The organism is Vibrio thalassae (assembly GCF_900089835.1).
Classification (GTDB): domain Bacteria; phylum Pseudomonadota; class Gammaproteobacteria; order Enterobacterales; family Vibrionaceae; genus Vibrio; species Vibrio thalassae.
The window spans coordinates 25,679-51,684 of record NZ_OANU01000011.1 but is presented as its reverse complement, the minus strand read 5'-3'; the positions used below and the strand labels follow the sequence as shown (position 1 = coordinate 51,684).

Here is a 26,006-nt window from a genome sequence, read left to right as displayed (position 1 = left end):
GATGCTCGCTCAGCGTCAGATAAATTAACGTCTAAATCAATTGATCGCTATCCTTGGGTTATTGATCATGCTGTACCAACGACGTCTCTGCTCTTTTAGCGTTAGATCGAGTTGTTCGATCTTAACTCGCAGCAAAGCTTGCTCATATTTCTCTTTGACATTGGATTTTGCCGACTTGATAAGCTGAGTTTTTAACTCGTCACATTCACTGAGCTTCGCTATCAAGTTTTGCAGTTCTTGTTCTAACACAGCATGAATTTGCTCTGCATTAGGAAGTTGGAAGATTTTCCCTTGCGCAGTTTGCATGGTTTGTAATATGCGTGCTTTTTCAATTCGATAACGTGATACTCGCTTTAATCCTTTCGCTAACCCTAGGTATGAGCATGAACGAATTAACCACTTAGTTGGATCGAACTGCCACCAACGAATCCCGTTACGATAATCGTGCTCAAAGATATGATGGAAATTATGATACCCCTCACCAAAGGTGAGAAAAGCCAAAATGCCATTATCGCGCGCTGTGTTTTTACTTGTGTACGGTTGGGTTCCCCAAACGTGAGCGAGAGAGTTGATAAAAAACGTCGTGTGATGACTCAGCACTAGTCTTAGTGCTCCCACAACCAAAACGAACCCGATGATGTCACTATATATTGCCCCTAGAAGGATTGGAATACCAAAGTTAGTGACAAGAGCTAGCGTGACATAGTGTTTATGTTGCCACATGACCACCTTATCTTTTTGCAGGTCGCGACAATTGCGATAATCGTCGTATCTAGCGGCTTGATATTCCCTCAACATCCAACCGATATGCGAATACCAAAAGCCTCGTTTGGCTGAGTAGGGATCCTTATCATTATTATCGACATGTTTATGGTGCACACGATGATCAGAGGACCAGTGTAGCGCACTGTTTTGCAAAGCAAACGCACCACCTATGGCAAAAAGGTATTTTAAGAAATTGTGCGCCTCGTATGTTTTATGTGACCACAAGCGATGATAGCCAGCCGTAATCGACATTCCACAGAACATAAAGGCAATCAGCAGCCAAACCCAGTGCGCTGACGTGTAGCCATATATGAATCCATACCAAGTGACGCCAACGGTCGCAAGGATAAACGTGCCAAGAAAAAAAGTAACGTTTAGCCAAATTATTGAGGGCTTGTGAGCCGTGTTCATACAATAACTCCATTTAAGCTTACATGTGTTCGCCAGAATATCAGCGAACACGTGTAAGTCAAAGAATAAGTTGTTACATAGTTTGACCCAAAAGGGCATCAGTATGAACTTGGCTTGAGTGGCAATGGTGTTTCTTGTCGTACAAGCAGACCATTTATCGTCGATAGGAAGTGGGAGAGAAAGCATATTACCTAATCGCTGCTATCATCATGCTATAGAATCTTCCGCGAAAGTTTCTGGTGGAAAAGTTTGATAGATAGCTTTGAATTTATCAATATTGTTAAGTAAAACTTCCACAATCATAGGATCAAACATCCCACCAGCTTGTTGTTGGATATAGTTTTGAGTATCTTCCATTGTCCAAGCATTTTTATAATGACGACGACTAAGCAGTGCGTCGAAGACGTCAGCGATAGTGACGATTCGAGCTTCCAGAGGAATATTGTCACCGCTTAATTGACACGGATAGCCGCGACCATCGAACCGTTCGTGATGGCAGTAAATGATATTTTTCAGAAAGGTCACCTCTGCGCTAGAGTTACTCACGACGCTAATGTTATCTAATACATCGTCAATAATATCGATCCCATAATCAACGTGCTTATCCATAACCGCTTTTTCTTCGAGGGTATAGCGATTAGGGCTAAATAAGATATTGTCTGGGATCCTATATTTTCCGATGTCATGAAATGGCGAGTAAAGTTCTATCCACTGAATGAAACGATGGTCTATGGGTAACTTTACTGCGAGCAATTCTGCTAGCAGCTTGCTGTACAAACTCATTCGCTGTAGATGATCACTGGTTTCGGGGTCACGCTTGTGACTAATGCGAAGCGCCAATTTCAACGCTTGAAGAAACATCTGGTGTTTGCAGCTATCTTGGCGAAGGAGGTTAGTGATGACCTCCTTTATAAATAGTAGGTCTGCATGAAGAGTTTCATCACTAAAATAGCCTGGTTTGGTTGCGTTAAAGAACAATAGCGCGCCGCGCTGCTCGTCAATTTTCAATCCCATTGTGAAACTGCTGCGGTGACCTAATGTTCGTAGGCTATAATTTCTAGAATTTGCGCTGAGTTCATAGAGATCAGCCACCACTCTAATATCATGATTTTCAATGATTTCTTTTAAAGGATCACCGATGTCGGCGCGGACGGAGATGACGTCGAAGAATTCACTGGTATCTTGATGATCAATAACATGGAAATTCTCGAGATAGTTCCGGCTTGTTACGGATACACAAAGCCTCGACAAAAAAGGGTGTTTTTTTTTGAGACTTTTGAATACTTCATTAATGCCGCTTCGACAACTTAATGTTCGATTGGTGCTCGCAATACAGCTTGTGTAATCCATATATATTTATCATGAGTTTCAACATGGTATTTTAATAGTAGACATGACTGTTATCGTTATTCAAGTGACCAAACTCACGAATGGAGTTGTAAATATGCAAATGACAAAATATTCACTTAGTTACATACCTCTGTGATCGATTTATCAAGTTGGTTATTTAACCGGAGAAAACGTTTGCCTTGGTTTTTTTAACGGATTAGCATTCAAACAAATGTTTGTATATGCGGACAATTGTTTATGACTAAGCGTGAGCAGCAGATTTTAGAGTTAATCAAGCAAGACCCAATGATAGCCCAGCATACGCTTGCCGAGATGTTGGATTTAAGTCGGAGCGCCGTTGCGGGCCACATTATGAACTTGACTAAAAAAGGCTTCATCGAGGGCAAAGGCTATGTCATTGCGCCGGAGCGATTCAGTGCTGTCATCGGCGGAGCCAATATGGACCTTTGTGGCCGTTCCAGTTCGGACTTGGTGATGGGAGATTCGAATCCAGGTGTCTTAACATCAGGTGCGGGTGGTGTTGCACGAAACATTGCCGATAACTTATCTAGGCTGGGTAGTAAGGTACAGTTTATTGGTGCAATTGGTGATGACCTGTGGGGTGAACAGCTGTTAGATGCCTGTCGTAATGCAGGTGTTGGTGTGGATCATTGCCTGACCGTTGCAGGAAAAGCGACCAGCACTTATTTGTCGATTCACGACCAGAGTGGAGAGCTTCAGTTAGCGCTTAACGATATGGCATTAATTGATGATCTTAACGTTGAGCAGCTTTCCAAGCGCGCAGCGGTATTTAATCGCTCTTCTGTGATTGTGGTCGACGCAAACCTAAGTGAAGCGGCGCTCGATTATTTATTCCATGCTCATGCGGATAAAGCCATTTTTGTAGACCCTGTATCCTCGGTGAAAGCAGGTAAAATAAAGCCTTATTTAGGGTATGTACATACCTTAAAACCTAATCTTTCTGAAGCTGAACTCTTGGCAGATTGCAAAATAGAGCATCCTGACCAACTGCCAGAGGTCGCTAACAAACTGCACGCAATGGGTGTTAAGCGGCTGCTAATCAGCCTTGGCAAAGAAGGCGCTTACTCAAGTGTTGGTGGTCAGGGTGAGATTATCCCTGCTTCGAAAACACGAGTAAACAATATCACCGGAGCGGGTGATGCCCTGATGGCGGGGCTCGCTCATGGTTATCTACAAAACTGGGATTGGCAGCACAGCGTAGAATTTGCTCTTGGTGCAGCCAGATTAGCCCTTCAATCCAGTTCAACCATTAATTCAATTATGTCTGAAAAGGCAGTCTCTCGTTTAATAGAGGAATCAACATGTTAGAGAAGTATCTAGATATTCAACCTGAAGTTGCACAAGCATTGGCTGAAAATAAACCTGTGGTGGCACTGGAGTCAACGATCATTTCTCACGGCATGCCGTATCCACGCAACGTAGAGACCGCGCTTTTAGTTGAAGAAACGATTCGTGAATCAGGAGCGATTCCCGCGACTATCGCTATCATTAAAGGTCGCTTAAAAGTTGGCCTTGATAAAGAGCAGATCGAGTATTTAGGTAAAGCTGGTACTAGCGTGACTAAAGTCAGTCGTCGTGATATTCCTTTTATGGTGGCTGGCGAAAAAGATGGAGCGACGACAGTAGCGGCGACAATGATTCTGGCAGAAATGGCAGGGATCCGCGTATTTGCCACGGGTGGTATTGGTGGGGTTCACCGCGGTGCCCAGCAAACATTTGATATCTCAGCAGATCTTCAAGAACTTGCGAATACTAATGTTGCCGTCGTGTGCGCAGGTGCGAAATCAATTCTAGACCTAGCGCTTACTCGTGAATACTTGGAAACTCAAGGTGTACCAGTTATTGGTTATCAAACCGATAGCCTACCAGCTTTCTACACCCGTGAAAGTGAGCATGGCATTGACTACCGACTGGACAGCGCACAAGAAATTGCCATCGCACTAAAAGCCAAGTGGGAGATGCAACTTGCTGGTGGTGCGGTGATAGCTAACCCAATCCCTGTTGAATATGCGATGCCAGTCGAAGCGATTAACTCAGCGATTGAGCAAGCGTTGGCGGAAGCCGATGAACAAGGTATTGCCGGTAAAGAATCGACGCCGTTCTTATTGGCTCGCGTCTGTGAACTTACGGGTGGAAACAGCTTAGATTCCAATGTTCAGTTAGTATTGAACAATGCTCGCCTAGGAGCGGCTATTGCTAAATCTTACTGTGAAGCGTAATACTCGCTAATTTACGCTCTTTTTTAAAGCCCCGCTCTAGTTAGGCTCATTTCCTAGAGTGGGGCTTTTTTACGACTGTAGATAATTGGCTTCTCATTTAACGACAGTCTACATTGCAAATTTAGTTATTGGCATATGCTAATAATGCGAGTAATTTATCCATTAATATTTTGATGGAGACACTCTTATGATCGTTGCTATCCCTTTCAATAATGACTCGATCTCATCCCACTTTGCGAAAGCGCCGCAAATCATGTTGATTGATACCTTATTAAACACTCAACAGATGTTAGTTCTACCAAAATCTACTGATGGTGGCTGTGGAAATAAGAAACACTGATTAAATGTTATTAAACAGTATGAGGTTGATACAGTTGTAGTAAGAAACATTGGTAAGAAGATGCTTGGTGCGTTGTTTAGTTCAGGTGTGCATGTTAGGTCAGTGCCAGTGAGAACGCACATTGACGATATCGACTTTGACGCTCTAGAGCGGGTCGAGTCACTGGACTATGGAAAAGAGAATAAACCAAAACATAAGACATGTTGCTCTGAGCACGAACTAAAACGAAATAAACTCGCGCCCACTACGGTCTATGCTAATAAGATGAATTTTAAAGTCATTAAGTGACGGGGTAACATTAAGGAAGTGCTATTCGCTATTCTTGCATTCTTAACCGCAATTGCACTCATGGCTATAGGGGTGATGTTCAAAAGAAAGGCGATTCAAGGCAGTTGCGGCGGACTTGCTAGCGCTGGTATTGAAGGCGCGTGCGACTGCAAAGACAAATGTGAATCAACAGAGCGAACTTTGTATCAAATACCAGAACCGAGTAAACACTAATCTTTGTGTGGCTGTTTTTCGATAATCAACGCTTTGCCGTCAATTAGACATGTCGCTACCTTTGAGCGGGCAGACTTTACGATATTGGCAAAAGTCTGCCTAGATACCTGCATTTCTTTCGCTGCGTCAATTTGGTTCATCCTGTTCAGATCTGCTAGCTTTAAGACCTCTAATTCATCGGGCAATAGCGACACATTGTCGAGATCCGTGAAGGGAATGCCATTTGGTTTAAAACATTCGAACGGCGCTCTTGCACAGACGCGGCGCTGTTTTTTCGGTCTAGCCACAGTGGTTACATCCTACTTAGGCGTTGTAGTGGGGATTTTAGTACCACCGGCATCATATACAACATCATTAACCGCATCACATGATTTATCGCAACGAAAGCCGGCTCTAATCCCAATAATAGGGCGACAGCGGTCATGGCTTCGACACTTCCCGGTACCCAAGCCAGTAATAGTACCTCCCAATCGGTTCCTGTCATGTAGTTAAAGAGTAAAGCGTAGATGATGGTGACGGACACGCCTAAGGTGGTAACAATGAAACCTGCTCGTGAATACTCAAGGGCTTCCTTTAGCGAAGTGGGTGCTAAACGGGTACCAATCAGCACACCAAGAATTGCCGTTGCGATCATAATGAACAACTCGGGAACCATTAAGTGGAGGGCGGAAAATTGGGCGTTAAAAATGGCTGCGACCACCAAACTGGTTAATAAATAAGGCGCTGGAATACCTATTTTACCTACCACTTTTCCGAGCAATAAACTCAACGCGGCCAGCAATGCGAGATAGGGAAGTTGTACCAAAGAAACGGTCTGGCTAAGTTGTGACGTGCCTTCTCCTGTTGTTGCTACCACTCCTGCCAACACCACTAATAACAACAAGCGTATCGAATGTGAAAATATGATTTTTGGTGAAGGCTTTTCTTGCTCTTCGCTAATGACAAGAATGGCCGCCATCGCACCCGGAATGGCCCCTAGCAGCGATTCAAAGGGTGTCCATTGTTCACGTTTGTAGAGCCAGAAAAAGTTAACCGTGGTTTGCGATAGCATGCACAGTATCAGACCTAAAAAGAGTGGAAATGAAAAAGACTCCACCAGGTCGTGAGTGTGCGCCGTGATGCCAATGCTGAGGCCAAGGATAATTTGGATCGTTGTTAGTACCGCGCTCGGGAGTTTTATGTCCAACTTACTAACACGTAGATAAACCACGACAAACAGCGCAGCCCCGAAAAGTTCCCCAAGAGGGATAGGTAACAAGGCGCCAAGAAGGGAGCCGATAAAGCCGACAATAATAGTTTTTAAGACTTCCATGTACAACAAGACTCATTGACCGAATTGGTATGATTGTACTTGAAATTGCTCTGTCAATATATCGCTAGGGAAAATTATGAGGGTATCCCTTAGGGCCACGCGTGTTCTGTGCAGCTATAGTGGTAAAGGCAAGTGATGATTCCATCAGCAACACATCCTTTCCAATATAGGAATCTGCTATACTCGCCATCTTTTGTAGGTAAGTAGGGTCGTTAATGAACTTTAAAGCAGCTATTTTTGACATGGATGGATTGCTTCTTGATACCGAAAATGTCTGTAAGGTCATTTTTGAACAGGCATGTCACACGCTGGGTGTGCCTTTTTTAGAGCAGAGTTATCTGTCTATTATCGGATGCAATTCAAAGACTATTCACCACAAGTTAGGTGAGGCATACAAAGGGATTATTGATTATCAAGAGATCAATGATGAGTGGCGAAAAAGCTATGATTCCGTAGTATTTCATCAGGCTATTCCTAAAAAAGACGGTGTGGTAGAGCTACTCGATTTCTTAAAGTCCATCCATATTCCTCTCGCTGTGGCGACCTCTACTCATCGCCATGTTGCTGAAGTAAAACTCAAATTAGCGGGCTTGGATAAATACTTTGATTGTTTAGCGACGGGGTGTGAAGTTAAACACGGAAAGCCTGATCCTGAAATCTACTTACTCGCTGCTCATCGATTGGGTGTGGATGCGGCTCAATGTCTTGCGTTTGAAGATTCCAATAATGGGGTGAAAGCGGCAGTCGCTGCCTCGATGCAAACCTATCAAATTCCTGATCTGGTATCACCTTGTGATGATGTCAAAGCCTTGAATGCGAAAACTAGAACTTCGTTATTTGAGGTATACCGTGAACTTTCAGATAGTTATACTATTGTGTAGATGTTAAGAGAACTCGAATTGGAGTGATGTTTTGAAACAAACCCAACGCCATAGACAAATACTTGCCATGCTCTCAGAAAAAGGTTTTTCCAACACTGAAGAGTTTGTGGAAGAGTTTGGTGTCAGTCCACAAACGATTCGCCGCGATTTGAATGACTTGGCGAAACAGGGACTGGTTACTCGTCATCATGGGGGAGCATCACTTCATTCTAGTACTGAAAATGAAGCGTACTCTTCACGTAAGGTCCGATATCAAGATGAAAAAAATCGTATCGCCAAGGAGTTAGTAAAGCGTATTCCTAATTCCTCATCATTGTTTATCGATATTGGTACGACAACGGAAGCCGTAGCGACGGCACTGCTTGATCATAAAGATCTTAAAATCGTCACCAATAATATTAACGTGGCCAACATACTGCGGGTCAAAGACGATTTTACCGTTATCGTCGCAGGTGGGCAGATACGTAACAAAGATGGCGGCATCATAGGAGAAGCGGCGAAAGAGTTCATTGAACAGTTTCGATTGGATTACGGTATCATAGGTATCTCAGGGATACACGAAGATGGCAGTCTTTTAGACTTCGACTTTTCGGAAGTCCGTATTGCCCAAGCCATTATCGCGTGCTCGGGACAAACCATATTGGCGGCAGATAGCACTAAAATCAATCGTGGTGCGATGGTCAATCTAGGACACATCTCCCAAGTCGATGCGTTTTATACTGATGCTATGCCACCGCAAGATTTGGTCGATATTCTTGAGCACAATGAAGTGGATTTGCAGGTGTGCTGAGTTGTTAGAACCACTCATGCACAACCGCAAGTGTCAGTTTATTGCATTGTTAATGGCGTTGTCCCATCCGCAGAGACATAATACTGGTTGATAACGCGTCCGTATGGGTCTAGCGCGTTGTGAAACAAACGAGCAACGTCGGCATCGGTCTCTTTCACCACCGACGTTTGGCCTTTTTCAATATGCACTCGCGACCCTTGCCCTAGGTCCTCTGGGTGATAGACATAGAGATCACCTTCGGTCACAAAAGGGCTAGTTCGGCTCCACTCATAAGTAAGCAATCCTTTGGTACCATCAATATGTTGTACATTTGTCTGGAATGGTGCCATTGTCTGTTTGTTGCGTGGCGGCTCAGTTAGGTAGATTCTTTTCACTAACGTCTTATCTGTATAGTGGTAAGTGACGTCATACACCTGGTTAGTGACCACCTTATCAGAAGAAAGGTTGATTGGGTAACCATCTAAAAGACCACTAGTACGGTTAGCACTATCGACTAGGTGACATTGGAGTGTCGTCGGGTCTTTGTAGACCTTATCCAGGACAATGGCACTTTGTGTAGGTGAAGTCACGCTGATGTTATTCAAGTCTAAGATCACATCACTTATCGGCGTTAGACTCTCAAAGAAGCTCGGAGAGTTCCATTGCCACTCGCCGCTTGTGGGTACTTTGGCGCAATGTTGTGGAGATAAAAAGCCCGTAGCTTCAAATACCCACTGAAATGCCTCTCCTTCAACCCAGTTATAACCTTGTGGCGCAGTATTAAGCTTATACAACGCATAGAAAGATGTAGGGTAAGGGTGGTCATCACCAACAAACATGAGTTCGCCATTGACCATTTCAAACCAGGCTTGATCGCGAGAAACGCTTGCCGCGGTGCTTGCCTCAAAGGTAGACGTATAGCCAACCAAGTACTGTTTCTGTTGTGGGCGACTGTCTAACAGCACCAGGTCGTGATAACGCTGAAAACTAGGGTCTGTCTCTGCGGGTAGCACCGCGAAATAAGTGTTATACAGGTCTTTACGGTCGCTGCCAAACCAATGAGCATTCTCAGCCAGCAATGCGTCGAATTGCGCTTTGTCTCCTTTCAATAACGCCATTTGTTCAAGAAGTTGACGCGCGGTATTGAGCACAGTCAGCTCTTGAGCTATTGACTCCAAATCGGCATCATCAGGAATCAGCTGAGCACCTTCCCAAGAATTAGCGTACGCCAACTCCACATGATATGCCTTATGTGGGGCGTAAGTGATAACGACCTTCTCCAAGTAATAATCAAAGTCTAAGTTTGCCAAGACGCTATCAAGTTCGGTTAGGTTAGCTGAGAAATGCAGTGAGAATAAGTTACTGTTGTTCTCAAGATTCGTAGCTTGTAGTAGTGGCTGAATGACTTTGGTTAACTCTGATTGCGCCTTCTGAAGGCCAGCTTCAGTAAATTTGCTTCTGTGTTCAGAGAAGTTGTCATACACCTGAGCGGCATCAATGCCAGCCACGCGTCCAATAATAATCCGAGTGAGTGGCGACAAGTTGATCCTATCGGTTTTATTGTCCAGTAACAGCGAGTACTCAGAAACGGCCTCTATTCCGTGAATGCCCTCGATTTGTAACATAACAGGGTATTCAAGGTCATTGGCGCACCCGATGGTGAACGTTCCATTTTCATTGGTTGTGAATAGACTAGAGCGAGCGGGGGTAAATGTGCGATTTTGTTGGCCCTGATTCAACGAGACATAACCTTTCAGACCACCCCCAGAGGAGGCCACACCGTTAACAGAGTGATGTAATTTGTCTAGGTGGTCTGAGTCGGAGTTTGAATCGCATCCGTAAAGTAATGTGGTCGCCACGACCAACGTGAAGATAGTATTGAATTTAATGCTGTACATAAACCGAAATAGCGCTAGCTTATGGTGCCTAAAGGCGTAATCCAGTGAAGCAACGATCGAGGGAGCGTGAAAAATGTTGCAGGAGTCTACATCAACGCTAACTTTCTATTCCAATTAATAAATTCATTCTTAACAACAACATTTCGTTGTTGATTTTATGCCAAAATATCGAATTATCAATATGTTAGTCATATCTTGCTAGGCTTAAGTCAGGCAGTTCGATACTACCGTCAGACGCTATCAATTCGGTTAAAATATCCGCCGAACCACATGCCATTGTCCACCCTAATGTTCCGTGTCCTGTATTCGTATAAAGATTATGGATAGAGGTTTTTCCAATAATCGGTGTACCATCTGGTGTCATCGGTCTAAATCCAGTCCAATATTCAGCTTGAGTCAGGTCGGTGCCTTTGGGAAACAGGTTACTGACAACATGGTTTAATGTTGCGAGCCTCTTGTCTGGAAGCTGCGGATCAAAACCTGCAAGTTCGGCTGTGCCTGCGACGCGGATCCGCTCATCAAATCGGGTAACGGCGACCTTGTAGGTTTCATCCATAATGGTAGAGGTAGGGGCGTGCTGCTGATCAACCACCGGAAGGGTTAATGAATAGCCTTTCACCGGATAAATCGGTAGCTCAATGCCAAGAGGTGCTAGCAAAGATTTGGAGTAGCTCCCTAATGCGACGACGAATCGATCACCTGCTATTGCACCTTGTGATGTGCTAACGCTTTTAATGTGCTGTTTTTTCACCTCTAGTGCATCGATATCGGTATCAAAGAGGAATTTGACACCTGCTTGTTCCGCCAAAGCCTGCAATTGTTGGCAAAATAAATAGCAGTCACCTGTTTCATCGTCAGGCAAATATAGGCCGCCAACCAGAGAACCTCTCATGTTTGCTAACCCTGGCTCTTGTTGTAAGCATTGCTGACGGTCGAGTAGTTGAAACTGAGTGCCACTTTCACTTAGTAGCGCCATATCTTTTTCGACAGACCTTAGTTGGTTATGATGTCGAAAGATTTGCAGTGTGCCTTGTCTACGTCCTTGGTATTGCAGTTGGTATTGTCTATTAAGCTGGGCTAAACAGTCTCTAGTGCGATTCGCAATGGTCAACATGCGAGCTTTGTTAGTCTTGTAATGACCTAATTGGCAATTCAACAACATTTGGCTCGCCCAGTGAATCAATTCAGGGCTTAAGCTAGGCTTTATTTTTAACGGTGCGTGCTGCTCAAAAAGCCATTTGAGGGCTTTTGTGGGAATCCCTGGCGCTGCCCATGGAGAGGAGTAGCCGTAGGAAATCTGTCCCGCATTGGCGAAGCTTGTCTCTTCCGCAGATCTGGATTGACGGTCGATGACTGTCACCTCAAAGCCAGCTTGAGACAGATACCATGCACTGGTTAGTCCAATGACTCCACTTCCTAATACGACGATTTTCACATTCAACTCTCACATTTTTTATTTTCAGTAACAATGAGCGATTTACATCTGCTTAACAATCGATATAAATTGATAATAGATTTTAGTAAAACTAAAGGGTGAGTATGAAATCGGCGCTACTTCATGGTATCAATCTAATTTGTATTGTGGCGCGCCACACCAGTATTACCAGTGCGGCAAAGGAGCTGAATTTGACGGTCGGTGCGGTGAGTCAGCAGCTACATCAGATTGAACAACGCTTAGGTTTTACTGTATTTGAACGCCACGCTCGGGGAATTCGGCTTACCGAACGTGGCAACAAACTGGTAGAAGCGGCGGGTCATCATCTATTGTCCATTGAAGAGGCGGTGTTTCAACTAACACGAGTATCTGAGCGTAAACAGATACGATTAAAACTCACCCCGTCGTTTGCCTTTAAGTGGTTAGTACCTCGCTTGGAGGACTTCTATCGCCGTTATCCTGATGTTCAGATACACACGTTCGCTGAAGGCGCACTCGTTGATAGTGACAGCCGCGATTTTGATGTTGCGATAGATTATGGACCGATTCCATATAAACGCTCCGATGCAGAATTACTGTTAGAAGAATCACTGATTCCGGTAATGAGTCATGACTACTGGCAGCGTCACCCAGATTTGGCAACCAGCTCTAGAGCGTGGGAACAAGTGACACTATTGCATGATCTTATGCCGTGGGAAGGTGCACCTAAAGATTATGAGTGGCTGTATTGGGCATCTCAACAGAGTCTGGATTTTGACACTAACCAAGGGCATTTCTTCAATCGTACCGATATGGCGATGTCGGCTGCCGAGGCCGGAGTTGGTATTGCTCTGGCTCGGACAGCCTTGCTAGGTGAAGAAGTCGCGCAAGGGAGGCTAGTTGCACCATTTGATAAGATGGCGGCGAATACCGGATATTTTGTCATCACCCATACTGACAATCCTTATACGCGACTGTTTAAGCGTTGGCTGCAAGAACAAGTACAGTAAAGTGAGATAAAAAGCTCACCTCATCGTGCGCGGTTGAGGTGAGTGTTGGCAATGATAAGTATGATTCCCCATGGTGATCAGTTTGCTAAGAATGTGCTCACCATCGGCACGCAGTCCATTGTGTTCGTATTCATTGGTAATCCAAGCTTTCGCATTAGGCATCAGAGCAAGGGTCTCGCGGCTGATATCCATTTCTACGAACATATCATCGGCGTAAACCGCGCAACTTACTGGAACTGAGTTATTGGCGAGTGTTTCGGCGTCATACAGTTTGCCCCAATCAGATTTCTCAGCCAGCAAGTTGGCAGCTTCTTTCAATGGCTTAAGGCATTCGTATTGTTCAAACATCCAAGGGAATACCATTTCGCCAGTAAAATAGAATTCGCTTTCTTCGCCCAAATAGTTGAATTCACTATGCTCTTGACGTACTCGATGTGCAGACCAATTAGAGCTAAAGCCTTGGCAATAAATGGATTCGTGCAGCAAGGCGTAGATAGGGTTAGTTTGAAAACCCTGTTGCATCAACATTTCATTTAGGAACTCATAACGCATAATAGTCTCACCGTTGACCTCAATCAGAGCGTTTTCTAAGTGGTAATAAGTCGGTAGGAAGGTATCACTCATACCAAAATTAATGCCAATCTGTTGAAATTGCTCAACAGTAAAACGCTGGCCATTAGGCAAGTAAACGTCATTGTTCATTAGGTGATTGGCAATGTTCTTACAGAGTGCTTGTGCATGAGGGAACTGACGAAAGAATGCCTGATTTTTCTCTCTGGTACGCTTAAATGTCGCTTGATAAACGTCATCTGGGTGACGCGAAATAGAGGGTACACCGCCAGTGATAAATAAACGCGATAAGCTTTCTGGGAATAAAGAGAGGTAGGTTAGTGAACAAAAGCCACCAAAGCTTTGACCGAGAATGGCCCATTGTTTAACACCAAATTGTTTACGAATCGATTCTGCATCGCGAACAATATTGTCCGCTCTAAAATGGCTGAGGTAATCGGCTTGCTGCTGTGGTGTTTGATTTGCCAAGGTTTGATGGCTGATTAAGGTGCTGTTCCCGGTGCCTCTTTGGTCCAGTAGAAGTACTTTATAATCCTGTAACGCGCGTTTTAACCAACCATTATTGCCATTCAGACGGGGTGATGGGAACCCGGGGCCTCCTTGAAAGTAGACTAGCCAAGGCTTGTCTGCCGTGTCATCGACAAGTGATACTTCTCGCGCAAAGACATTGATGTTGCCTTTATCTGGGTGCTGATAATCCAATGGAACAATAAAGTTGTGAGGGGTAAAACGTAAACCTGAGTCGATGAAAGAGGCGGTGTTGACTGTCATATTCGAACTTCCGTGATGAATAGGGAAACTGCTATTTCTGCAATGTCAGAAAATGAGGTATTCGCTATGCGAAGAAACAGCAGTGAAGTAGCACCGACGTTAACGTTTTTGCAATGAAAACGCCAGTGACAATCGAACAAATACAAAGTATGGACGCACAGGTATTAGTTTTCGGTACTTAAACGTGGTGAGCGCTTATTTTGTAATCTCAGGCCATCGCGAATATTTAATCCCATAAGCGTTAAGTTGATAAAACCTGCGACAAACTCTATGCCTTGAATCCAATAAAAGGTGTGGTCAAATTGGCCTTTAGAGGCAAGAGTGTGAAGATAGATCGCACAAGGTAGCAGCACCAACATGCCATTCGCTGCAATAAATGGCATCCGCTTTTTCTTTGTTCCAAGTACTCCCTTATTGGCTTTTGGCGCGAGCTTTGAACCCGTAATGCCAGCAATTGCCATACAAGGGATCAAAACCCATACGGCAAAGAAAATGGCAGTTTTCACTGTAGTCACAGCTTGCTCACTTCCGAACAGCTCGACTAAAACGCTGCTGGTGAAGAATGACAAAATCAAAACAAAAGCAATGATCGCTGCGGTTCGGTGAAGTAGAGAGAGGGTCGTGCGCATAATAAAACCTTTTGGGCTGATTTGTTTACGTGATTTAGTTTACATAACAATAGTTGCAACTGCAACTATTGTTATTGGTTTTATATGGTGCGGATTTATAAGAGGCAGTTTGGGGATCTAATTAGCTTGGATAGCAGACAATATTTTGAAATACCGCCCTCTCGGTTACGGCTTTATAACCGTGTGGCTGATCACTATAAAAGCGTAAACTTTCACCCTGTGCGACAGCATGCCACTTACCTTCAAACAGAATCTCGACGTCACCTTCCAACACAATGATGTACTCAATCAAGTCCACTCTATGAGTTGTTGGGGAGTAGGCAATGCTACTGCGATAACGCAATGTCAAAGATTTCCATTTTAGTGTCGTTGGTATAACGGAATACGGTATTGACCAGCATATTAGCCAGTTTTGCCTTGTTGGGAGCGTCATTGAGTTGTTTACACTCTGCATCTATGACAGAAAAGTAGTGAGAGGTGACATTACGCGTCGCATCTAATAAAAAAACCGCACTCGTTTTTTTCGAGTGCGGGTTTAATAAGTTTATGAAGAACTATACCTTAGTGTGATTTAGTTCGTTTGATCGCGTCTAACCAACCGGCGTACAACGCTTCTCTTTCATTTCGCTCGATTTGAGCACTAAAGATACGCTCGATTTCTTTCTTATCAGCAAGCTCTTCTTGGTTTTGCCAAAAACCAACCGCGAGACCGGCTAGCATTGCCGCACCTAAAGCGGTTGATTCTCTGACAACCGGACGAACGACTTTGCTGCCCATAATGTCAGACTGGAACTGCATCAGGAAATCGTTAGCAACGGCGCCGCCGTCAACGCGAATTTGGCTTAGCTTAATACCTGAGTCCTCCTCCATGGCAAGTAAGACATCCCGACTTTGATAAGCGATAGACTCAAGAGCGGCGCGGATAATATGATTGCGGTTCGTGCCGCGTGTTAATCCCGTTAAAGTGCCACGTGCGTGAGGATCCCAATAAGGCGCGCCTAGACCAACAAATGCAGGGACAAGATACACGCCGTTGGAGTCATCGACTTTCTCTGCAAAGTATTGAGTATCTTGAGCATCTTGAATGAGTCCTAGCTCATCGCGCAGCCACTGAATTGTTGCCCCCCCCATGAACACACTACCTTCGAGCGCATAAGTAACCTCATTGCCAACTTTATATCCAACGGTAGTGAGCAAACCGCGTTTCGAAGCAATGGGCTTATCGCCTGTGTTCATCAGTAAGAAACAGCCAGTGCCATAGGTGTTTTTGACCATGCCTTTCTTAAAGCACTGCTGACCAAATAGGGCGGCTTGTTGGTCTCCTGCGATACCACTGATAGGAATGTCTTCCGTCCCGCCGCCAATATGGGCGTAACCATAGACTTCGCTGCTCGATTTAACGTCAGGTAACATGGATTTTGGAATGTTGAAGATATTGAGTAGTTTTTCATCCCATTCAAGGGTATGGATATTGAACAACATACTGCGTGATGCGTTACTTACGTCTGTGACGTGAGACTTACCGTGGGTCAGTTTCCAGATTAACCAAGTATCCACAGTGCCGAATAGTAATTCGCCTTTCTCTGCGCGCTCTCGTGCACCTTCAACGTTGTCGAGAATCCACGCAATCTTAGAACCAGAAAAATAAGCATCAACCACTAAACCCGTTGTGTCACGAATGTAGTCTTCATGGCCGTCGGCTTTTAACTTTTCACAAAAATCGGCGGTACGGCGGCACTGCCAAACAATAGCATTGTAGATAGGATGGCCGGTGTCTTTTTCCCACACAATGGTGGTCTCACGTTGGTTGGTGATACCAATCGCCGCAACTTCTTCGTTAGCAATATCAGACTGAGCCAATACTTCAGTGAGGGAAGAGCGCTGTGTGGCCCAGATTTCCATCGGGTCATGTTCGACCCAACCGGGTTTAGGATAAATTTGAGTGAATTCGCGCTGAGCAGCACTGATCGTATGTGCGTCATGATCAAAAATGATAGCTCGGGAGCTAGTGGTTCCTTGATCTAATGCGACGACGACTTTCTTCTTACTTTCCATATCTTTCTCGTTATTTCTTTATACTTTTTCGCTGTCATCGCGAAATGTTCGTTTTCGCACACTGTAGTGTACGAGATGTCAAATGTACGTAAATTTAATGTTAATGAACTTTGGGGCGCATTGCAAAGGCTCAGTTCTCATTCTCTGATTTATATCGGCTGAATGAAACTTTCGTCGTGGGTGTAAAAAAATACTCGATTTTTTCGTTTTTGACGACTATATTGTACCAAAACGAACACAAACGCGCATTTGCGAGCAAGAGATCTAGACGGAGAAAGTATGAATGTAACGAGTAAAGTGTACGATTTAGTCGTAATAGGAGGCGGCATTAACGGTGTGGCTGTTGCAGCAGATGCAGCAGGACGTGGTTTGAAGGTAGCACTTTATGAAATGAACGATTTGGCTTCAGCGACATCATCGGCGAGCAGTAAATTGATCCACGGTGGGCTTCGATATCTCGAGCACTATGAGTTTCGTTTAGTTTCGGAAGCGCTTGCAGAGCGAGAGGTGTTACTCAAAAATGCGCCCCATCTTGTGTCTCCGCTTCGTTTCCAGTTACCTCACCGACCTCATCTGAGACCGGCTTGGATGATCAGAACCGGCTTATTCTTATACGATAATCTCGGCAAACGAGTGTCTCTTCCTGGCAGTCACAGCGTTAAGTTCTCGGGTGAGAAGGGCCCATTGTCGCCAGAAATGAAAGTGGGTTTTGAATACTCAGATTGTGCTGTAGACGATGCGCGTTTAGTCATCACGAATGCAAAACTGGCTCAAGAGAAAGGGGCAGATATTTTTACCCGTTCGAAATGTGTTAAAGCCGAACGATCTGGTGAAGGGTGGCGTGTCGATATTGAAAATACGTTAACAGGCGAAGTAAACGTTATTCAAACCAAAGTTTTGGTGAATGCGGCCGGGCCTTGGGTTGACCGTTTCTTTGGTAGTCAGTTGGCCATGCCATCACCAAGAGGCATTCGATTAGTGAAGGGCAGTCATATCGTCGTTCCGAAAATGTACGAAGGTGACCACGCGTTCATCCTACAAAACGAAGATAAACGCATCGTCTTTGTCATTCCTTATATGGATAACTACTCTGTCGTTGGAACCACAGACGTTGAGTATCAAGGCGATCCAAGTAAAGTTAAGATAGATGATAACGAAATCGCGTACTTATGCGATATCGTTAATCAACACTTTACGACTAAGATTTCGCCTCAGGATGTCATTTCTGATTGGTCTGGTGTTCGTCCATTGTGCGATGATGAGTCCAATGATCCTCAGGCGGTAACGCGTGATTATACTATCGAACTTGATGAGCAAATGGATGATGCCCCTTTGCTATCGATTTTCGGTGGTAAGCTAACTACTTACCGTAAGCTTGGTCAGGCAGCTGTCGACAAACTTGCTCCTTTTTTCCCTCATATGGGACAAGAATGGACTCGAGACGCGATTCTGCCAGGTGGAAATTTCTCAAGTCGAGATAATCTAGAACAACAGCTGGCGGCTCAGTATACTTGGCTCGATAAGCCGCTGCTCAAGCGTTGGGTTAGAGCGTACGGTACGCGCGTATCGCTATTCTTAGAGGGTAAGACAAGCATCGAGGAGCTAGGAACCGCATTTGGTCATGGCCTATATCAAGCTGAGGTCGATTATTTGGTGCAGCAAGAGTGGGCAGTGTCTGTAGACGATATACTTTGGAGACGAAGTAAACTTGGTCTTGAATTTGATGCTGAACAAGTGGAGCAGCTTGGTCGTTATCTTGATGCATTACTCGCAAAAAACAACGTTGTGAATCTTAAACGTGTTAGCTAGTCCTTTATAAGATTCACGGCCATTGACTGTAAATAAACAGCGCCCTCTGGAGGGCGCTGTTTGTGTTATTGGCTTAATCGTTTTGCTCTTCGTATCGAAACCACTGAGCTCAAACGGTAGAAGATCAAAGAGGCAAGCAGTAACAAACAACCAAAAATCTTGTTAATCGGCATGGATTCTGCGTAAAACAAGACACTTAAAATGAGTGTCCAAACTGGTTCGAGTAGCATCAACAAGGCTGCATTCGTTGGGTTGGCCAATTTTTGCCCCGTTGTTTGCATTAAGTAGCGAAGACTGGTCGCTAACAAAACACTCAGTGCCAACCACTTCCAGGTAATCAATGACACATGGTCAGGCCATGTTTCAAAACTGAGTGATAAAATGACACCTAAACAACCGGTTGCGAAAAGTTGTAGGGTCGTCAGCAGCATCGGAGAAAGTTGCGCGGAATACTTACTATTGAAATTAAAATGCAGCGCTAAACCAACCGCGGATACCAAAAACCAAATCTGACTGGGGTCAGTTTGCCAACTTCCTTTCCACGACAGTAGAAATAAGCCAGCAGCGGCAATGGGTAGTGAGAACCAAAATGCGCGTATCGGTTTCGTTTTAAATAGTATCCAAGCGACAATTGGAACAAATAGCATTGAAAGGCTCATAATAAATGCCCCTTCGCCTAAGGTGTCGCTAATGGAAATGGCGTGAATCCAACAAAAAATGGCGCTTCCTAAGAAACAGCCTACGCTCATTGCTTTTAGACAATCACCCAGTGATGCGGCCTTAAGAGCACGCATACAAAAGGGTAGCAAGATCAAAGAAGCGAAGATAAACCGCAGTCCAATAAAACCAAATGGCGGAAGCCCTTGAATGGCTTCTTTAGAAAACACCCATCCGGCGCCTGCAAGCAAAGTGGTAAAAACCAAAATAATTTCAGCGCGATATTTAACGTGCATAAAAGTTGACTCGTTTTTTTGCTCATTCTGCGTTATTTTGCCGAGATAAACCATACCAGAACGTGGTTGGATTATTGATATATCTGATAAAGACAATTACACATACAGAGGTAGTGTCTGTTAACACTATGATTAGCGGATTAAGTTTGATTGGCTATGCAGGGAGAGACTAGTGTCATTTATCACCTATAGCAATGGGACCCATACCGTGATTGACGTTGATGCGCCACATTTTGATGCTAAGACCGTACCGCGATTTAGGCAATGTATCGATAGTCTTGATGACTCGATTGATCGATGCATGTTGTTAGATTTAGTTAATTACAGAGCGCATCCCTGTACTTCAATTGCTAAAAGTTACCTAAGTAGATCAGTTAGTTACTGTTTATTCCGACCTAGAGCAAGCCATATCGGCAAATTAGCCATCATTTTACCTACAGAACGCATAAAAATAAGCCAAATCGAGGGTGCAACATACTGTTTTTGTTGACGCGAATCCGCTTGTCATACACACTTACTGTCAACATTTCGTGACACTTTCTATAGGAAGACAAAGTGCGTTTAGAGGTTTTTTGCGAAGATAGACTGGGACTCACGCGCGAGCTATTGGACATTCTGGCGTCCAACAGTATCGACTTGCGTGGCATTGAAATTGATATTTCTGGGATTATCTACTTAAACTGTCCAGACATTGATTTCGAGACATTTAGAAACCTGATGACAGAAATTCGCCGAATTTCTGGTGTAAAAGACGTTCGAAAGATCCAGTTTATGCCTAGCGAACGACACAATACCGAGCTTGTGTCACTGCTCACCAACTTGCCTTACCCAGTGTTATCAATCGATCTCAAAGGTGCGATTGATATGGCGAACCATGCCGCATTAAAGCTTTTAGCCAAGAGCGAAGAAGAAGCCATTGGGCAGTTAATCTCTCATTTACTGCCAAGTTTTAATTTCACTAAGTGGATAGAGGGTGAGATTTCTCGTCAAAAACAAGCCATTGTTATTGATGGTTTGGACTACACCATGGAAATATTGCCGGTTTATATTACCGGTGAGTCAAATGAGACGCTGTTAGCCAGTGCGGTAATGAGTATTCATCCAACAGCGACGTCCACTGCGCCAGATGTACTTGCCGATAGCAACACATTAGGTTTTGAGCATTTTGTTGGAGTGTCTAATCGTCACAAAGCGCTTATGAGCCAAGCGAAAAAGCTCGCTATGTTGGATCAACCGCTATTGATCGAAGGCGAAACTGGCACGGGCAAAGAAATGCTGGCGAAAGCATGTCATAACCGCTCGAATCGAGCGTCTCATCCATTTTTGGTATTAAGTTGTGCTTCTATGCCAGATGACGTTGCCGAAACGGAACTGTTTGGTCATGCTCCTGGTTCGTTTAATCATGAACACGGGCATAAAGGTATTTTTGAGCAAGCGAACGGCGGTACGGTGCTACTCGATGAAATCGGTGAGATGAGTCCTCATTTACAAATCAAACTGCTGCGTTTCTTACAAGATGGCACCTTTAGACGAGTAGGGGAAGAGCATGAGGTTCACGTTGATGTGCGTATTATCGCTTCCACTCGCTACAATCTAGCGGATTTGGCGGAGCAAGGCGCATTTCGCGAAGATCTCTATTATCGCCTAAACGTGCTGACGCTTACGATCCCGCCATTACGCGAAAGAGCAAGCGATATTGCGCCTTTATTAGAGCTGTTTGTGGCTAAACACAGTAACAAGTTAGGGATTGCGAGACCGGAGAGTGGTGAGGAGTTAGTTAAATCTCTCAGTCACTACCCTTGGCCGGGGAATATGCGTCAGTTGGACAATATGGTGCTGCGCGCACTCACTCAAGTGACAGGGTCGACGCTTCAACTTGCAGATTTCAATTTACCTAAGCTGGAAGGGGTAAATTCTGGTGCAGTGAATTTGAATATCGATGGTTCATTAGATGACATCATGAAAGATTACGAGTCCCGTGTCCTGGAAAAGCTCTATCAATCCTTCCCATCGAGTCGCAAACTTGCCAAGCGTCTTAATGTGTCACACACCTCTATTGCGAATAAGCTGCGTGACTACAATATCAGGAAGAATTAATGGAAGATCTTAGCTCGGCGGTGCAGCTGCATCGTCGTGAAGGGAATGTTTTGGTAAGAACGGCTAAACCATCCGACGCTTACACGATTGCCCAGTATTTTCGAGAGAATAAAGCCTTTCTCGAACCTTGGGAGCCTAAGCGAGATGCAGATTTCTATAAAGTGGAATCGTGGGCGGCGAAGTTGGTTAAATTAGAGGAGCTGCACCGTTTAGGGTTGGCGTATTACTGCCTGATATTCGACGCGCAGACCAATGAAATGCAGGGGACGATCTCGTTTAGCAGTTTAATTCGTTTTCCATTTCACTCATGTAACCTTGGATACTCATTAGCAGAAAGTGCACAAGGTCATGGTTACATGCGTAAAGCATTACAGTTAGCGATACCCTATATGTTCGAGGTTCAGAATATGCATCGTATTGCTGCTTCTTATATGCCAAGGAATGTTCGTAGTGAAGCGGTGTTGCAATCGATGGGTTTTGAGAGAGAAGGCTTTGCTAAAAACTATCTGTTAATCAACGATAAGTGGGAAGATCATGTGTTAACGTCGCTTATTAATTCCAGTTGGAAAGCGTCATCATGAGCAGGCTTGATCAACAACTCAACTTATTGATGGAACTAGACAAGCTCAAGTCGGTATTACGCCGTACTCGTATTCGATGTGCAAACGGGCGGTTTGAAAACAGTGCCGAGCACAGTTGGCATGTCGCTATGATGGCCTTGCTGTTGCAAGAGCACGCGAACGAACCGGTCGATATCACTAAAGTAGTGAAAATGCTTCTGCTACACGATATGGTTGAAATTGATGCCGGTGATACTTTTGTGTATGACACGGCGGCCTATGAGACGCAGCAGCAAACGGAACTTGAAGCGGCAAAGCGTTTGTTTGGCATGCTACCCGATGACCAAAGTGAGGCTTTGTTTTGTGTCTGGTGTGAGTTTGAGGCGGCAGAATCTTCAGAAGCTAAATTCGCAAAAGCCTTGGACCGACTTATCCCTATGTTATTGAATTACCATAATAATGGTCAAAGCTGGATAGAAAACAATGTCAGCGTGCAACAAGTAATGCAAGTGAACCAACGCATAGAAAAAGGTTCACAAGTGCTGTGGGATAAAGCAAAATTGCTGATAGAAGAAGCCACAGAAAATGGCTGGTTAAGAAATTAGGAGACTAAATGTCTTACATAACTTTGGATGAATACCAAAGAAAATGGATTTTTACGCATCAATCAATGCCGGTACCTGAGCAAGATTGGCCACAGATTAAACCCATGACTCAAGCGCGTGCGGCGCAGTTTTGGAAAGAGAATATCAGTGCTCAGAGTCCAGATGCAGAGCGTTTAAGCTCTCAAGATTGGCCGATGAAAGACAGCAATTGGCAAGATGACGTTGATTGGATGGCGGCTTGGGAAGCTGACGAGAATGACTTACCACAAGCGGTGGGGCAGTTTATCGATTGGCAAGATGATGTCACTGTGTATTTCTGTTATGAGAAGTACAATGTGATTGAAACCAAATGGTCGGTGTTTAAACAGTACTGGAAGAACTTCCTGTTTTACGATGATGGCCCTATCTTACTTGGTCGTCGTCGCTCGGAAGCACTTTGGTTCTCGACTCAGGGAACCGTGCGATTAGGCCATCGCAAATAGAATGACTCAAAAGCCAGACCATGCAACGTCTGGCTTTTCTATATTTACTTGAAAGTTGTAGACACTATACGTTCGCTTTCCATTGCGCTAACACGTTAATATGCTCTGGTCCAATCCCACAACACCCACCAATAATCGTCGCTCCATGCTGTTGCCACTGTTTGGCAAATCGCAAATAGTCTTGTGGAGAGACTTCTCTTAACTCCTGTACGGCATCATTCGCTTTGTGCCCAGACCGAATTGGCGTAAAGCTATTGGCAAAGGCTCCCAAATGAATTGAAGCGTGGTGATGTTTCAAAACTCTTGCCGTGACTTCTAACGCTGATTCAATCACCTCGGGTATCGAGCAGTTGAATAAGATGCCATCTGGGTTGTGCTTTAACAAAGACTGCACTGCATCTTCTACCGTTTCACCTGAGCGCAGTTTACCTAGCTGATTTACATCATCTAACAAGGTATAGGCGTAATATTTAGGTTTTGGGGACTGAGCTAACACATGGGAGACCACCTGAGCTTCTTCAATACTAGACAGAGTTTCAACTAGCCAAACATCGACATTGTGCTCTTGCGCTTGCAGTAAATCGTGCCACACCTGTGCGGCTTGCTCTGCTAAGAACAGATCGGGACGATAGGAGCCAAACACGGGAGGCAGGGAGCCTGCAATCGTTACATGACGTTGGCTGTGCAACACAGCGTTTTTTGCCAATTGCGCCGCTAAATGGGCAAGCTCTATGCCTCGCTCTTGATAGAGTTTATCGCCCAAGTGGAAAGGCACACACGCATAGCTGTTGGTTGTAATGATATCGGCACCAGCATCAATAAATTGCTGATGAGCGTGTTCTACAAAATGTGGTGCTTCTATTAATGCTTGTGCGCTCCAGTAAGGTTGAGAAAATGGTGCTCCCATGCGCTTGAGCTCTCGACCCATACCGCCATCAAGAATAGTGAGTGGATTCATTATCAGGTTACCTACAGCTAAACCGTTGTCGTATGATTTATATAAGTGCAATCATTGTTGTCTGTAACAATAGCAAATTGTTACCCAATTCACACTCCAAGAAACTTCATGATAAATATGCAAAAACTTTGATCCTACGCTAAGTCGGTCTATGCATAGCAGCGTGATACTGCTCACAGTAAAATATTTCTCAGGACGAGCAGTACCATGCAAAAGTTTTTAAAGTATATCATTCCGATATCTATCCCATTAATCGTTTTGCTTATGCCACTTTCGGCATTCCCCTTCGAAGGATTGACCATTGTTCAACAGCGTGTCATCGCAATTTTCCTTCTCGCGGCCCTATGTTGGGTATTCGAGCCTATCCCTATTTACGCGACATCCGTCGTGATTATTGTGCTAGAGCTGTTACTGGTTTCCAACAAAGGTTTGTATCTATTTAGGTTGAGTGAAGGGCAGCCGCATTTTGGTCAATTGCTGAGTTATAACGAAATCATGGCGACGTTTGCGAGCCCCATCATTATGTTGTTTCTTGGTGGTTTCTTTTTGGCGATGGCTGCGACTAAATATCGCCTCGATGTTAACCTCGCGCGGGTGTTGTTAAAGCCTTTTGGCACTGACCCTAAATACGTGATGCTGGGTTTAATGCTGATCACTGGCATCTTCTCTATGTTTATGTCGAATACTGCTACCACGGCAATGATGCTCTCTATTTTAACGCCGGTCATTGCGGTGTTTGGCCCCAAAGACCCAGGACGTATTGCTTTTGCGTTATGTATTCCCGTTGCAGCTAACATTGGTGGTATGGGAACCCCAATTGGCACACCACCTAATGCGATTGCGCTGAAATATCTGGTAGGGGATAACTACATCAGTTTTGGTGAATGGATGGCGTTTGGTGTGCCGTTCGTGGTAGTGATGATGGCATTGGCTTGGATGCTGATAAATTTTCTGTTCAGTGCTGACCAAAAGAAGATAGAACTGTCTATTAAAGGTAAGTTCTTAAAAACACCGAAAGCGATCATGGTTTACGTGACATTTGCATTGACCATCGTACTTTGGTTGATGGGCTCGAGTCACGGGATGAACTCTTACACCGTTGCCTTGATTCCTGTTGCGATCTTCTCGCTAACTGGAATTATCAACAAAGAAGATCTCAAGAAAATCTCATGGGATGTTCTTTGGTTAGTCTCTGGTGGTATTGCTCTTGGATTAGCGTTAGACAAAACAGGACTCGCGAAGCTTGTCGTTCATAGTATTCCGTTCGATGCGTTCTCTCCATATGCGGTACTGTTTGGTGCAGCCTTCTTATGTTTAGTCATGGCAAACTTTATGTCGCACACCGCAACGGCGAACTTATTGATGCCAATTATGGCGGCGTTGGGCACCTCGATGGCCTCTCTCGCTCCGCTGGGAGGCGAAATTACGCTCATCCTTGTTGTCACGTTCGCCGCATCACTGGGTATGTCGTTGCCAATTAGTACCCCGCCTAACGCTTTAGCTCATGCAACAGGACATGTGAAAAGTAACCAAATGGCCAAAGTAGGCGTGATTCTTGGTGTAGTCGGTGTGCTGCTAAGCTTCGTATTGGTTTGGCTGTTGCATGCTGTCGGGCATGTTGGGTAG

At 44.6% G+C, this 26,006-nt stretch carries 25 protein-coding genes; 13 read left to right on the top strand and 12 right to left on the bottom strand.

Features of this window, described 5'->3' with window-relative positions; all coding sequences use genetic code 11:
- Nucleotides 1-36: 36 nt before the first annotated feature.
- Nucleotides 37-1,176, bottom strand: coding sequence for an acyl-CoA desaturase (locus VTH8203_RS06400; protein WP_096992967.1), 1,140 nt, complete (start codon nucleotides 1,174-1,176; stop codon nucleotides 37-39).
- A gap of 207 nt (nucleotides 1,177-1,383) precedes the next feature.
- Nucleotides 1,384-2,190 (bottom strand): HD-GYP domain-containing protein, encoded by an 807-nt coding sequence (locus tag VTH8203_RS06395; protein ID WP_158296065.1) that lies wholly within the window; start codon nucleotides 2,188-2,190, stop codon nucleotides 1,384-1,386.
- A gap of 573 nt (nucleotides 2,191-2,763) precedes the next feature.
- On the opposite strand from VTH8203_RS06395, the gene VTH8203_RS06390 reads away from it, so the two are divergent.
- The 4 genes from VTH8203_RS06390 to nqrM all read left to right on the top strand — a co-directional run bounded on the left by VTH8203_RS06390 (nucleotide 2,764) and on the right by nqrM (nucleotide 5,607).
- Nucleotides 2,764-3,855: a PfkB family carbohydrate kinase gene (locus VTH8203_RS06390; RefSeq protein ID WP_096992908.1), complete on the top strand. Its 1,092-nt coding sequence runs from the start codon at nucleotides 2,764-2,766 to the stop codon at nucleotides 3,853-3,855.
- Nucleotides 3,849-4,766, top strand: coding sequence for a pseudouridine-5'-phosphate glycosidase (locus VTH8203_RS06385; RefSeq protein WP_096992907.1), 918 nt, complete (start codon nucleotides 3,849-3,851; stop codon nucleotides 4,764-4,766). The genes VTH8203_RS06390 and VTH8203_RS06385 overlap by 7 nt, the downstream gene beginning before the upstream one ends.
- 187 nt (nucleotides 4,767-4,953) lie before the next feature.
- Entirely contained in the window at nucleotides 4,954-5,106 is a 153-nt protein-coding gene (locus VTH8203_RS24435) for a NifB/NifX family molybdenum-iron cluster-binding protein (RefSeq protein WP_158296064.1), read from the top strand.
- Between the two features lie 348 nt (nucleotides 5,107-5,454).
- Nucleotides 5,455-5,607 carry a (Na+)-NQR maturation NqrM gene (nqrM, locus tag VTH8203_RS06375; RefSeq protein WP_096992966.1) on the top strand — a complete coding sequence of 51 codons (153 nt, stop codon included), beginning with the start codon at nucleotides 5,455-5,457 and terminating at the stop codon, nucleotides 5,605-5,607.
- Here nqrM and VTH8203_RS06370 read toward each other — a convergent pair.
- Together VTH8203_RS06370 and VTH8203_RS06365 are read right to left on the bottom strand one after the other, a co-directional pair.
- Nucleotides 5,604-5,894, bottom strand: a complete 291-nt coding sequence (locus tag VTH8203_RS06370; protein ID WP_096992905.1) for a DUF134 domain-containing protein — start codon at nucleotides 5,892-5,894, stop codon at nucleotides 5,604-5,606. The genes nqrM and VTH8203_RS06370 overlap by 4 nt on opposite strands.
- Before the next feature lie 5 nt (nucleotides 5,895-5,899).
- The gene (locus VTH8203_RS06365; RefSeq protein ID WP_096992904.1) at nucleotides 5,900-6,919 is read right to left on the bottom strand and encodes an AbrB family transcriptional regulator; all 1,020 of its coding nucleotides are present in this window, start codon (nucleotides 6,917-6,919) and stop codon (nucleotides 5,900-5,902) included.
- Nucleotides 6,920-7,134: 215 nt separating this feature from the next.
- On the opposite strand from VTH8203_RS06365, the gene VTH8203_RS06360 reads away from it, so the two are divergent.
- On the top strand, nucleotides 7,135-7,800 hold the full coding sequence (locus VTH8203_RS06360; RefSeq protein WP_096992903.1) for an HAD family hydrolase: 666 nt from the start codon (nucleotides 7,135-7,137) through the stop codon (nucleotides 7,798-7,800).
- A 31-nt stretch (nucleotides 7,801-7,831) separates the two neighbouring features.
- Nucleotides 7,832-8,590 (top strand): DeoR/GlpR family transcriptional regulator, encoded by a 759-nt coding sequence (locus VTH8203_RS06355; protein WP_096992902.1) that lies wholly within the window; start codon nucleotides 7,832-7,834, stop codon nucleotides 8,588-8,590.
- A gap of 38 nt (nucleotides 8,591-8,628) precedes the next feature.
- Here VTH8203_RS06355 and VTH8203_RS06350 read toward each other — a convergent pair whose 3' ends face one another.
- Nucleotides 8,629-10,467: a hypothetical protein gene (locus VTH8203_RS06350; RefSeq protein WP_096992901.1), complete on the bottom strand. Its 1,839-nt coding sequence runs from the start codon at nucleotides 10,465-10,467 to the stop codon at nucleotides 8,629-8,631.
- A 184-nt stretch (nucleotides 10,468-10,651) separates the two neighbouring features.
- The gene (locus tag VTH8203_RS06345; RefSeq protein WP_096992900.1) at nucleotides 10,652-11,902 is read right to left on the bottom strand and encodes a D-amino acid dehydrogenase; all 1,251 of its coding nucleotides are present in this window, start codon (nucleotides 11,900-11,902) and stop codon (nucleotides 10,652-10,654) included.
- A 104-nt stretch (nucleotides 11,903-12,006) separates the two neighbouring features.
- Between VTH8203_RS06345 and VTH8203_RS06340 the strand changes: the two genes are divergently transcribed.
- Entirely contained in the window at nucleotides 12,007-12,891 is an 885-nt protein-coding gene (locus VTH8203_RS06340) for a LysR substrate-binding domain-containing protein (protein WP_096992899.1), read from the top strand.
- Nucleotides 12,892-12,906: 15 nt separating this feature from the next.
- Here the strand turns inward: VTH8203_RS06340 and VTH8203_RS06335 are convergent, their stop codons facing one another.
- From VTH8203_RS06335 to glpK, 4 genes are all read right to left on the bottom strand, one after another.
- Nucleotides 12,907-14,232, bottom strand: coding sequence for an alpha/beta fold hydrolase (locus VTH8203_RS06335; protein ID WP_096992898.1), 1,326 nt, complete (start codon nucleotides 14,230-14,232; stop codon nucleotides 12,907-12,909).
- A gap of 164 nt (nucleotides 14,233-14,396) precedes the next feature.
- Nucleotides 14,397-14,861 (bottom strand): hypothetical protein, encoded by a 465-nt coding sequence (locus tag VTH8203_RS06330; RefSeq protein ID WP_096992897.1) that lies wholly within the window; start codon nucleotides 14,859-14,861, stop codon nucleotides 14,397-14,399.
- 121 nt (nucleotides 14,862-14,982) lie between these two features.
- Complete coding sequence (locus VTH8203_RS06325; protein ID WP_158296063.1) at nucleotides 14,983-15,210, bottom strand: cupin domain-containing protein; 228 nt, start codon at nucleotides 15,208-15,210, stop codon at nucleotides 14,983-14,985.
- A gap of 212 nt (nucleotides 15,211-15,422) precedes the next feature.
- A complete protein-coding gene (gene glpK, locus VTH8203_RS06320; RefSeq protein WP_096992895.1) occupies nucleotides 15,423-16,916 on the bottom strand; it encodes a glycerol kinase GlpK in 1,494 nt (497 codons plus the stop codon).
- 279 nt (nucleotides 16,917-17,195) lie between these two features.
- Between glpK and glpD the strand changes: the two genes are divergently transcribed.
- A complete protein-coding gene (glpD, locus tag VTH8203_RS06315) occupies nucleotides 17,196-18,725 on the top strand; it encodes a glycerol-3-phosphate dehydrogenase (protein ID WP_096992894.1) in 1,530 nt (509 codons plus the stop codon).
- A gap of 65 nt (nucleotides 18,726-18,790) precedes the next feature.
- Here glpD and VTH8203_RS06310 read toward each other — a convergent pair whose 3' ends face one another.
- Nucleotides 18,791-19,678 (bottom strand): DMT family transporter, encoded by an 888-nt coding sequence (locus VTH8203_RS06310; protein ID WP_096992893.1) that lies wholly within the window; start codon nucleotides 19,676-19,678, stop codon nucleotides 18,791-18,793.
- Between the two features lie 555 nt (nucleotides 19,679-20,233).
- Here VTH8203_RS06310 and tyrR point away from each other — a divergent pair.
- The 4 genes from tyrR to VTH8203_RS06290 are packed head-to-tail and all read left to right on the top strand — an operon-like array spanning nucleotide 20,234 to nucleotide 23,422.
- Nucleotides 20,234-21,775, top strand: a complete 1,542-nt coding sequence (tyrR, locus tag VTH8203_RS06305) for a transcriptional regulator TyrR (RefSeq protein ID WP_096992892.1) — start codon at nucleotides 20,234-20,236, stop codon at nucleotides 21,773-21,775.
- Nucleotides 21,775-22,356, top strand: a complete 582-nt coding sequence (rimJ, locus tag VTH8203_RS06300) for a ribosomal protein S5-alanine N-acetyltransferase (protein WP_096992891.1) — start codon at nucleotides 21,775-21,777, stop codon at nucleotides 22,354-22,356. The genes tyrR and rimJ overlap by 1 nt, the downstream gene beginning before the upstream one ends.
- Nucleotides 22,353-22,940 carry an HD domain-containing protein gene (locus VTH8203_RS06295; RefSeq protein ID WP_096992890.1) on the top strand — a complete coding sequence of 196 codons (588 nt, stop codon included), beginning with the start codon at nucleotides 22,353-22,355 and terminating at the stop codon, nucleotides 22,938-22,940. The genes rimJ and VTH8203_RS06295 overlap by 4 nt, the downstream gene beginning before the upstream one ends.
- A gap of 8 nt (nucleotides 22,941-22,948) precedes the next feature.
- Nucleotides 22,949-23,422, top strand: a complete 474-nt coding sequence (locus VTH8203_RS06290; protein ID WP_096992889.1) for a DUF2947 domain-containing protein — start codon at nucleotides 22,949-22,951, stop codon at nucleotides 23,420-23,422.
- 64 nt (nucleotides 23,423-23,486) lie between these two features.
- On the opposite strand, the gene VTH8203_RS06285 is transcribed toward VTH8203_RS06290, so the two are convergent.
- On the bottom strand, nucleotides 23,487-24,380 hold the full coding sequence (locus VTH8203_RS06285) for a homocysteine S-methyltransferase family protein (RefSeq protein WP_096992888.1): 894 nt from the start codon (nucleotides 24,378-24,380) through the stop codon (nucleotides 23,487-23,489).
- A gap of 207 nt (nucleotides 24,381-24,587) precedes the next feature.
- Here VTH8203_RS06285 and VTH8203_RS06280 point away from each other — a divergent pair, with 207 nt between their 5' ends.
- A complete protein-coding gene (locus VTH8203_RS06280) occupies nucleotides 24,588-26,006 on the top strand; it encodes an SLC13 family permease (protein WP_096992887.1) in 1,419 nt (472 codons plus the stop codon).

Excerpts from the sequence above, each read along its gene's own strand:
- VTH8203_RS06360 (WP_096992903.1), top strand. The coding sequence starts at position 7,135 with ATGAACTTTAAAGCAGCTATTTTTGACATGGATGGATTGCTTCTTGAT.
- rimJ (WP_096992891.1), top strand. The coding sequence starts at position 21,775 with ATGGAAGATCTTAGCTCGGCGGTGCAGCTGCATCGTCGTGAAGGGAAT.
- VTH8203_RS06310 (WP_096992893.1), bottom strand. The coding sequence starts at position 19,678 with ATGCACGTTAAATATCGCGCTGAAATTATTTTGGTTTTTACCACTTTG.
- VTH8203_RS06335 (WP_096992898.1), bottom strand. The coding sequence starts at position 14,232 with ATGACAGTCAACACCGCCTCTTTCATCGACTCAGGTTTACGTTTTACC.
- glpD (WP_096992894.1), top strand. The coding sequence starts at position 17,196 with ATGAATGTAACGAGTAAAGTGTACGATTTAGTCGTAATAGGAGGCGGC.
- VTH8203_RS06340 (WP_096992899.1), top strand. The coding sequence starts at position 12,007 with ATGAAATCGGCGCTACTTCATGGTATCAATCTAATTTGTATTGTGGCG.
- VTH8203_RS06385 (WP_096992907.1), top strand. The coding sequence starts at position 3,849 with ATGTTAGAGAAGTATCTAGATATTCAACCTGAAGTTGCACAAGCATTG.
- VTH8203_RS06330 (WP_096992897.1), bottom strand. The coding sequence starts at position 14,861 with ATGCGCACGACCCTCTCTCTACTTCACCGAACCGCAGCGATCATTGCT.
- VTH8203_RS06295 (WP_096992890.1), top strand. The coding sequence starts at position 22,353 with ATGAGCAGGCTTGATCAACAACTCAACTTATTGATGGAACTAGACAAG.
- VTH8203_RS06285 (WP_096992888.1), bottom strand. The coding sequence starts at position 24,380 with ATGAATCCACTCACTATTCTTGATGGCGGTATGGGTCGAGAGCTCAAG.
- glpK (WP_096992895.1), bottom strand. The coding sequence starts at position 16,916 with ATGGAAAGTAAGAAGAAAGTCGTCGTCGCATTAGATCAAGGAACCACT.
- VTH8203_RS06350 (WP_096992901.1), bottom strand. The coding sequence starts at position 10,467 with ATGTACAGCATTAAATTCAATACTATCTTCACGTTGGTCGTGGCGACC.
- VTH8203_RS06390 (WP_096992908.1), top strand. The coding sequence starts at position 2,764 with ATGACTAAGCGTGAGCAGCAGATTTTAGAGTTAATCAAGCAAGACCCA.
- VTH8203_RS24435 (WP_158296064.1), top strand. The coding sequence starts at position 4,954 with ATGATCGTTGCTATCCCTTTCAATAATGACTCGATCTCATCCCACTTT.
- VTH8203_RS06365 (WP_096992904.1), bottom strand. The coding sequence starts at position 6,919 with ATGGAAGTCTTAAAAACTATTATTGTCGGCTTTATCGGCTCCCTTCTT.
- VTH8203_RS06395 (WP_158296065.1), bottom strand. The coding sequence starts at position 2,190 with ATGGGATTGAAAATTGACGAGCAGCGCGGCGCGCTATTGTTCTTTAAC.
- VTH8203_RS06400 (WP_096992967.1), bottom strand. The coding sequence starts at position 1,176 with ATGAACACGGCTCACAAGCCCTCAATAATTTGGCTAAACGTTACTTTT.
- VTH8203_RS06290 (WP_096992889.1), top strand. The coding sequence starts at position 22,949 with ATGTCTTACATAACTTTGGATGAATACCAAAGAAAATGGATTTTTACG.
- VTH8203_RS06280 (WP_096992887.1), top strand. The coding sequence starts at position 24,588 with ATGCAAAAGTTTTTAAAGTATATCATTCCGATATCTATCCCATTAATC.
- nqrM (WP_096992966.1), top strand. The coding sequence starts at position 5,455 with ATGGCTATAGGGGTGATGTTCAAAAGAAAGGCGATTCAAGGCAGTTGC.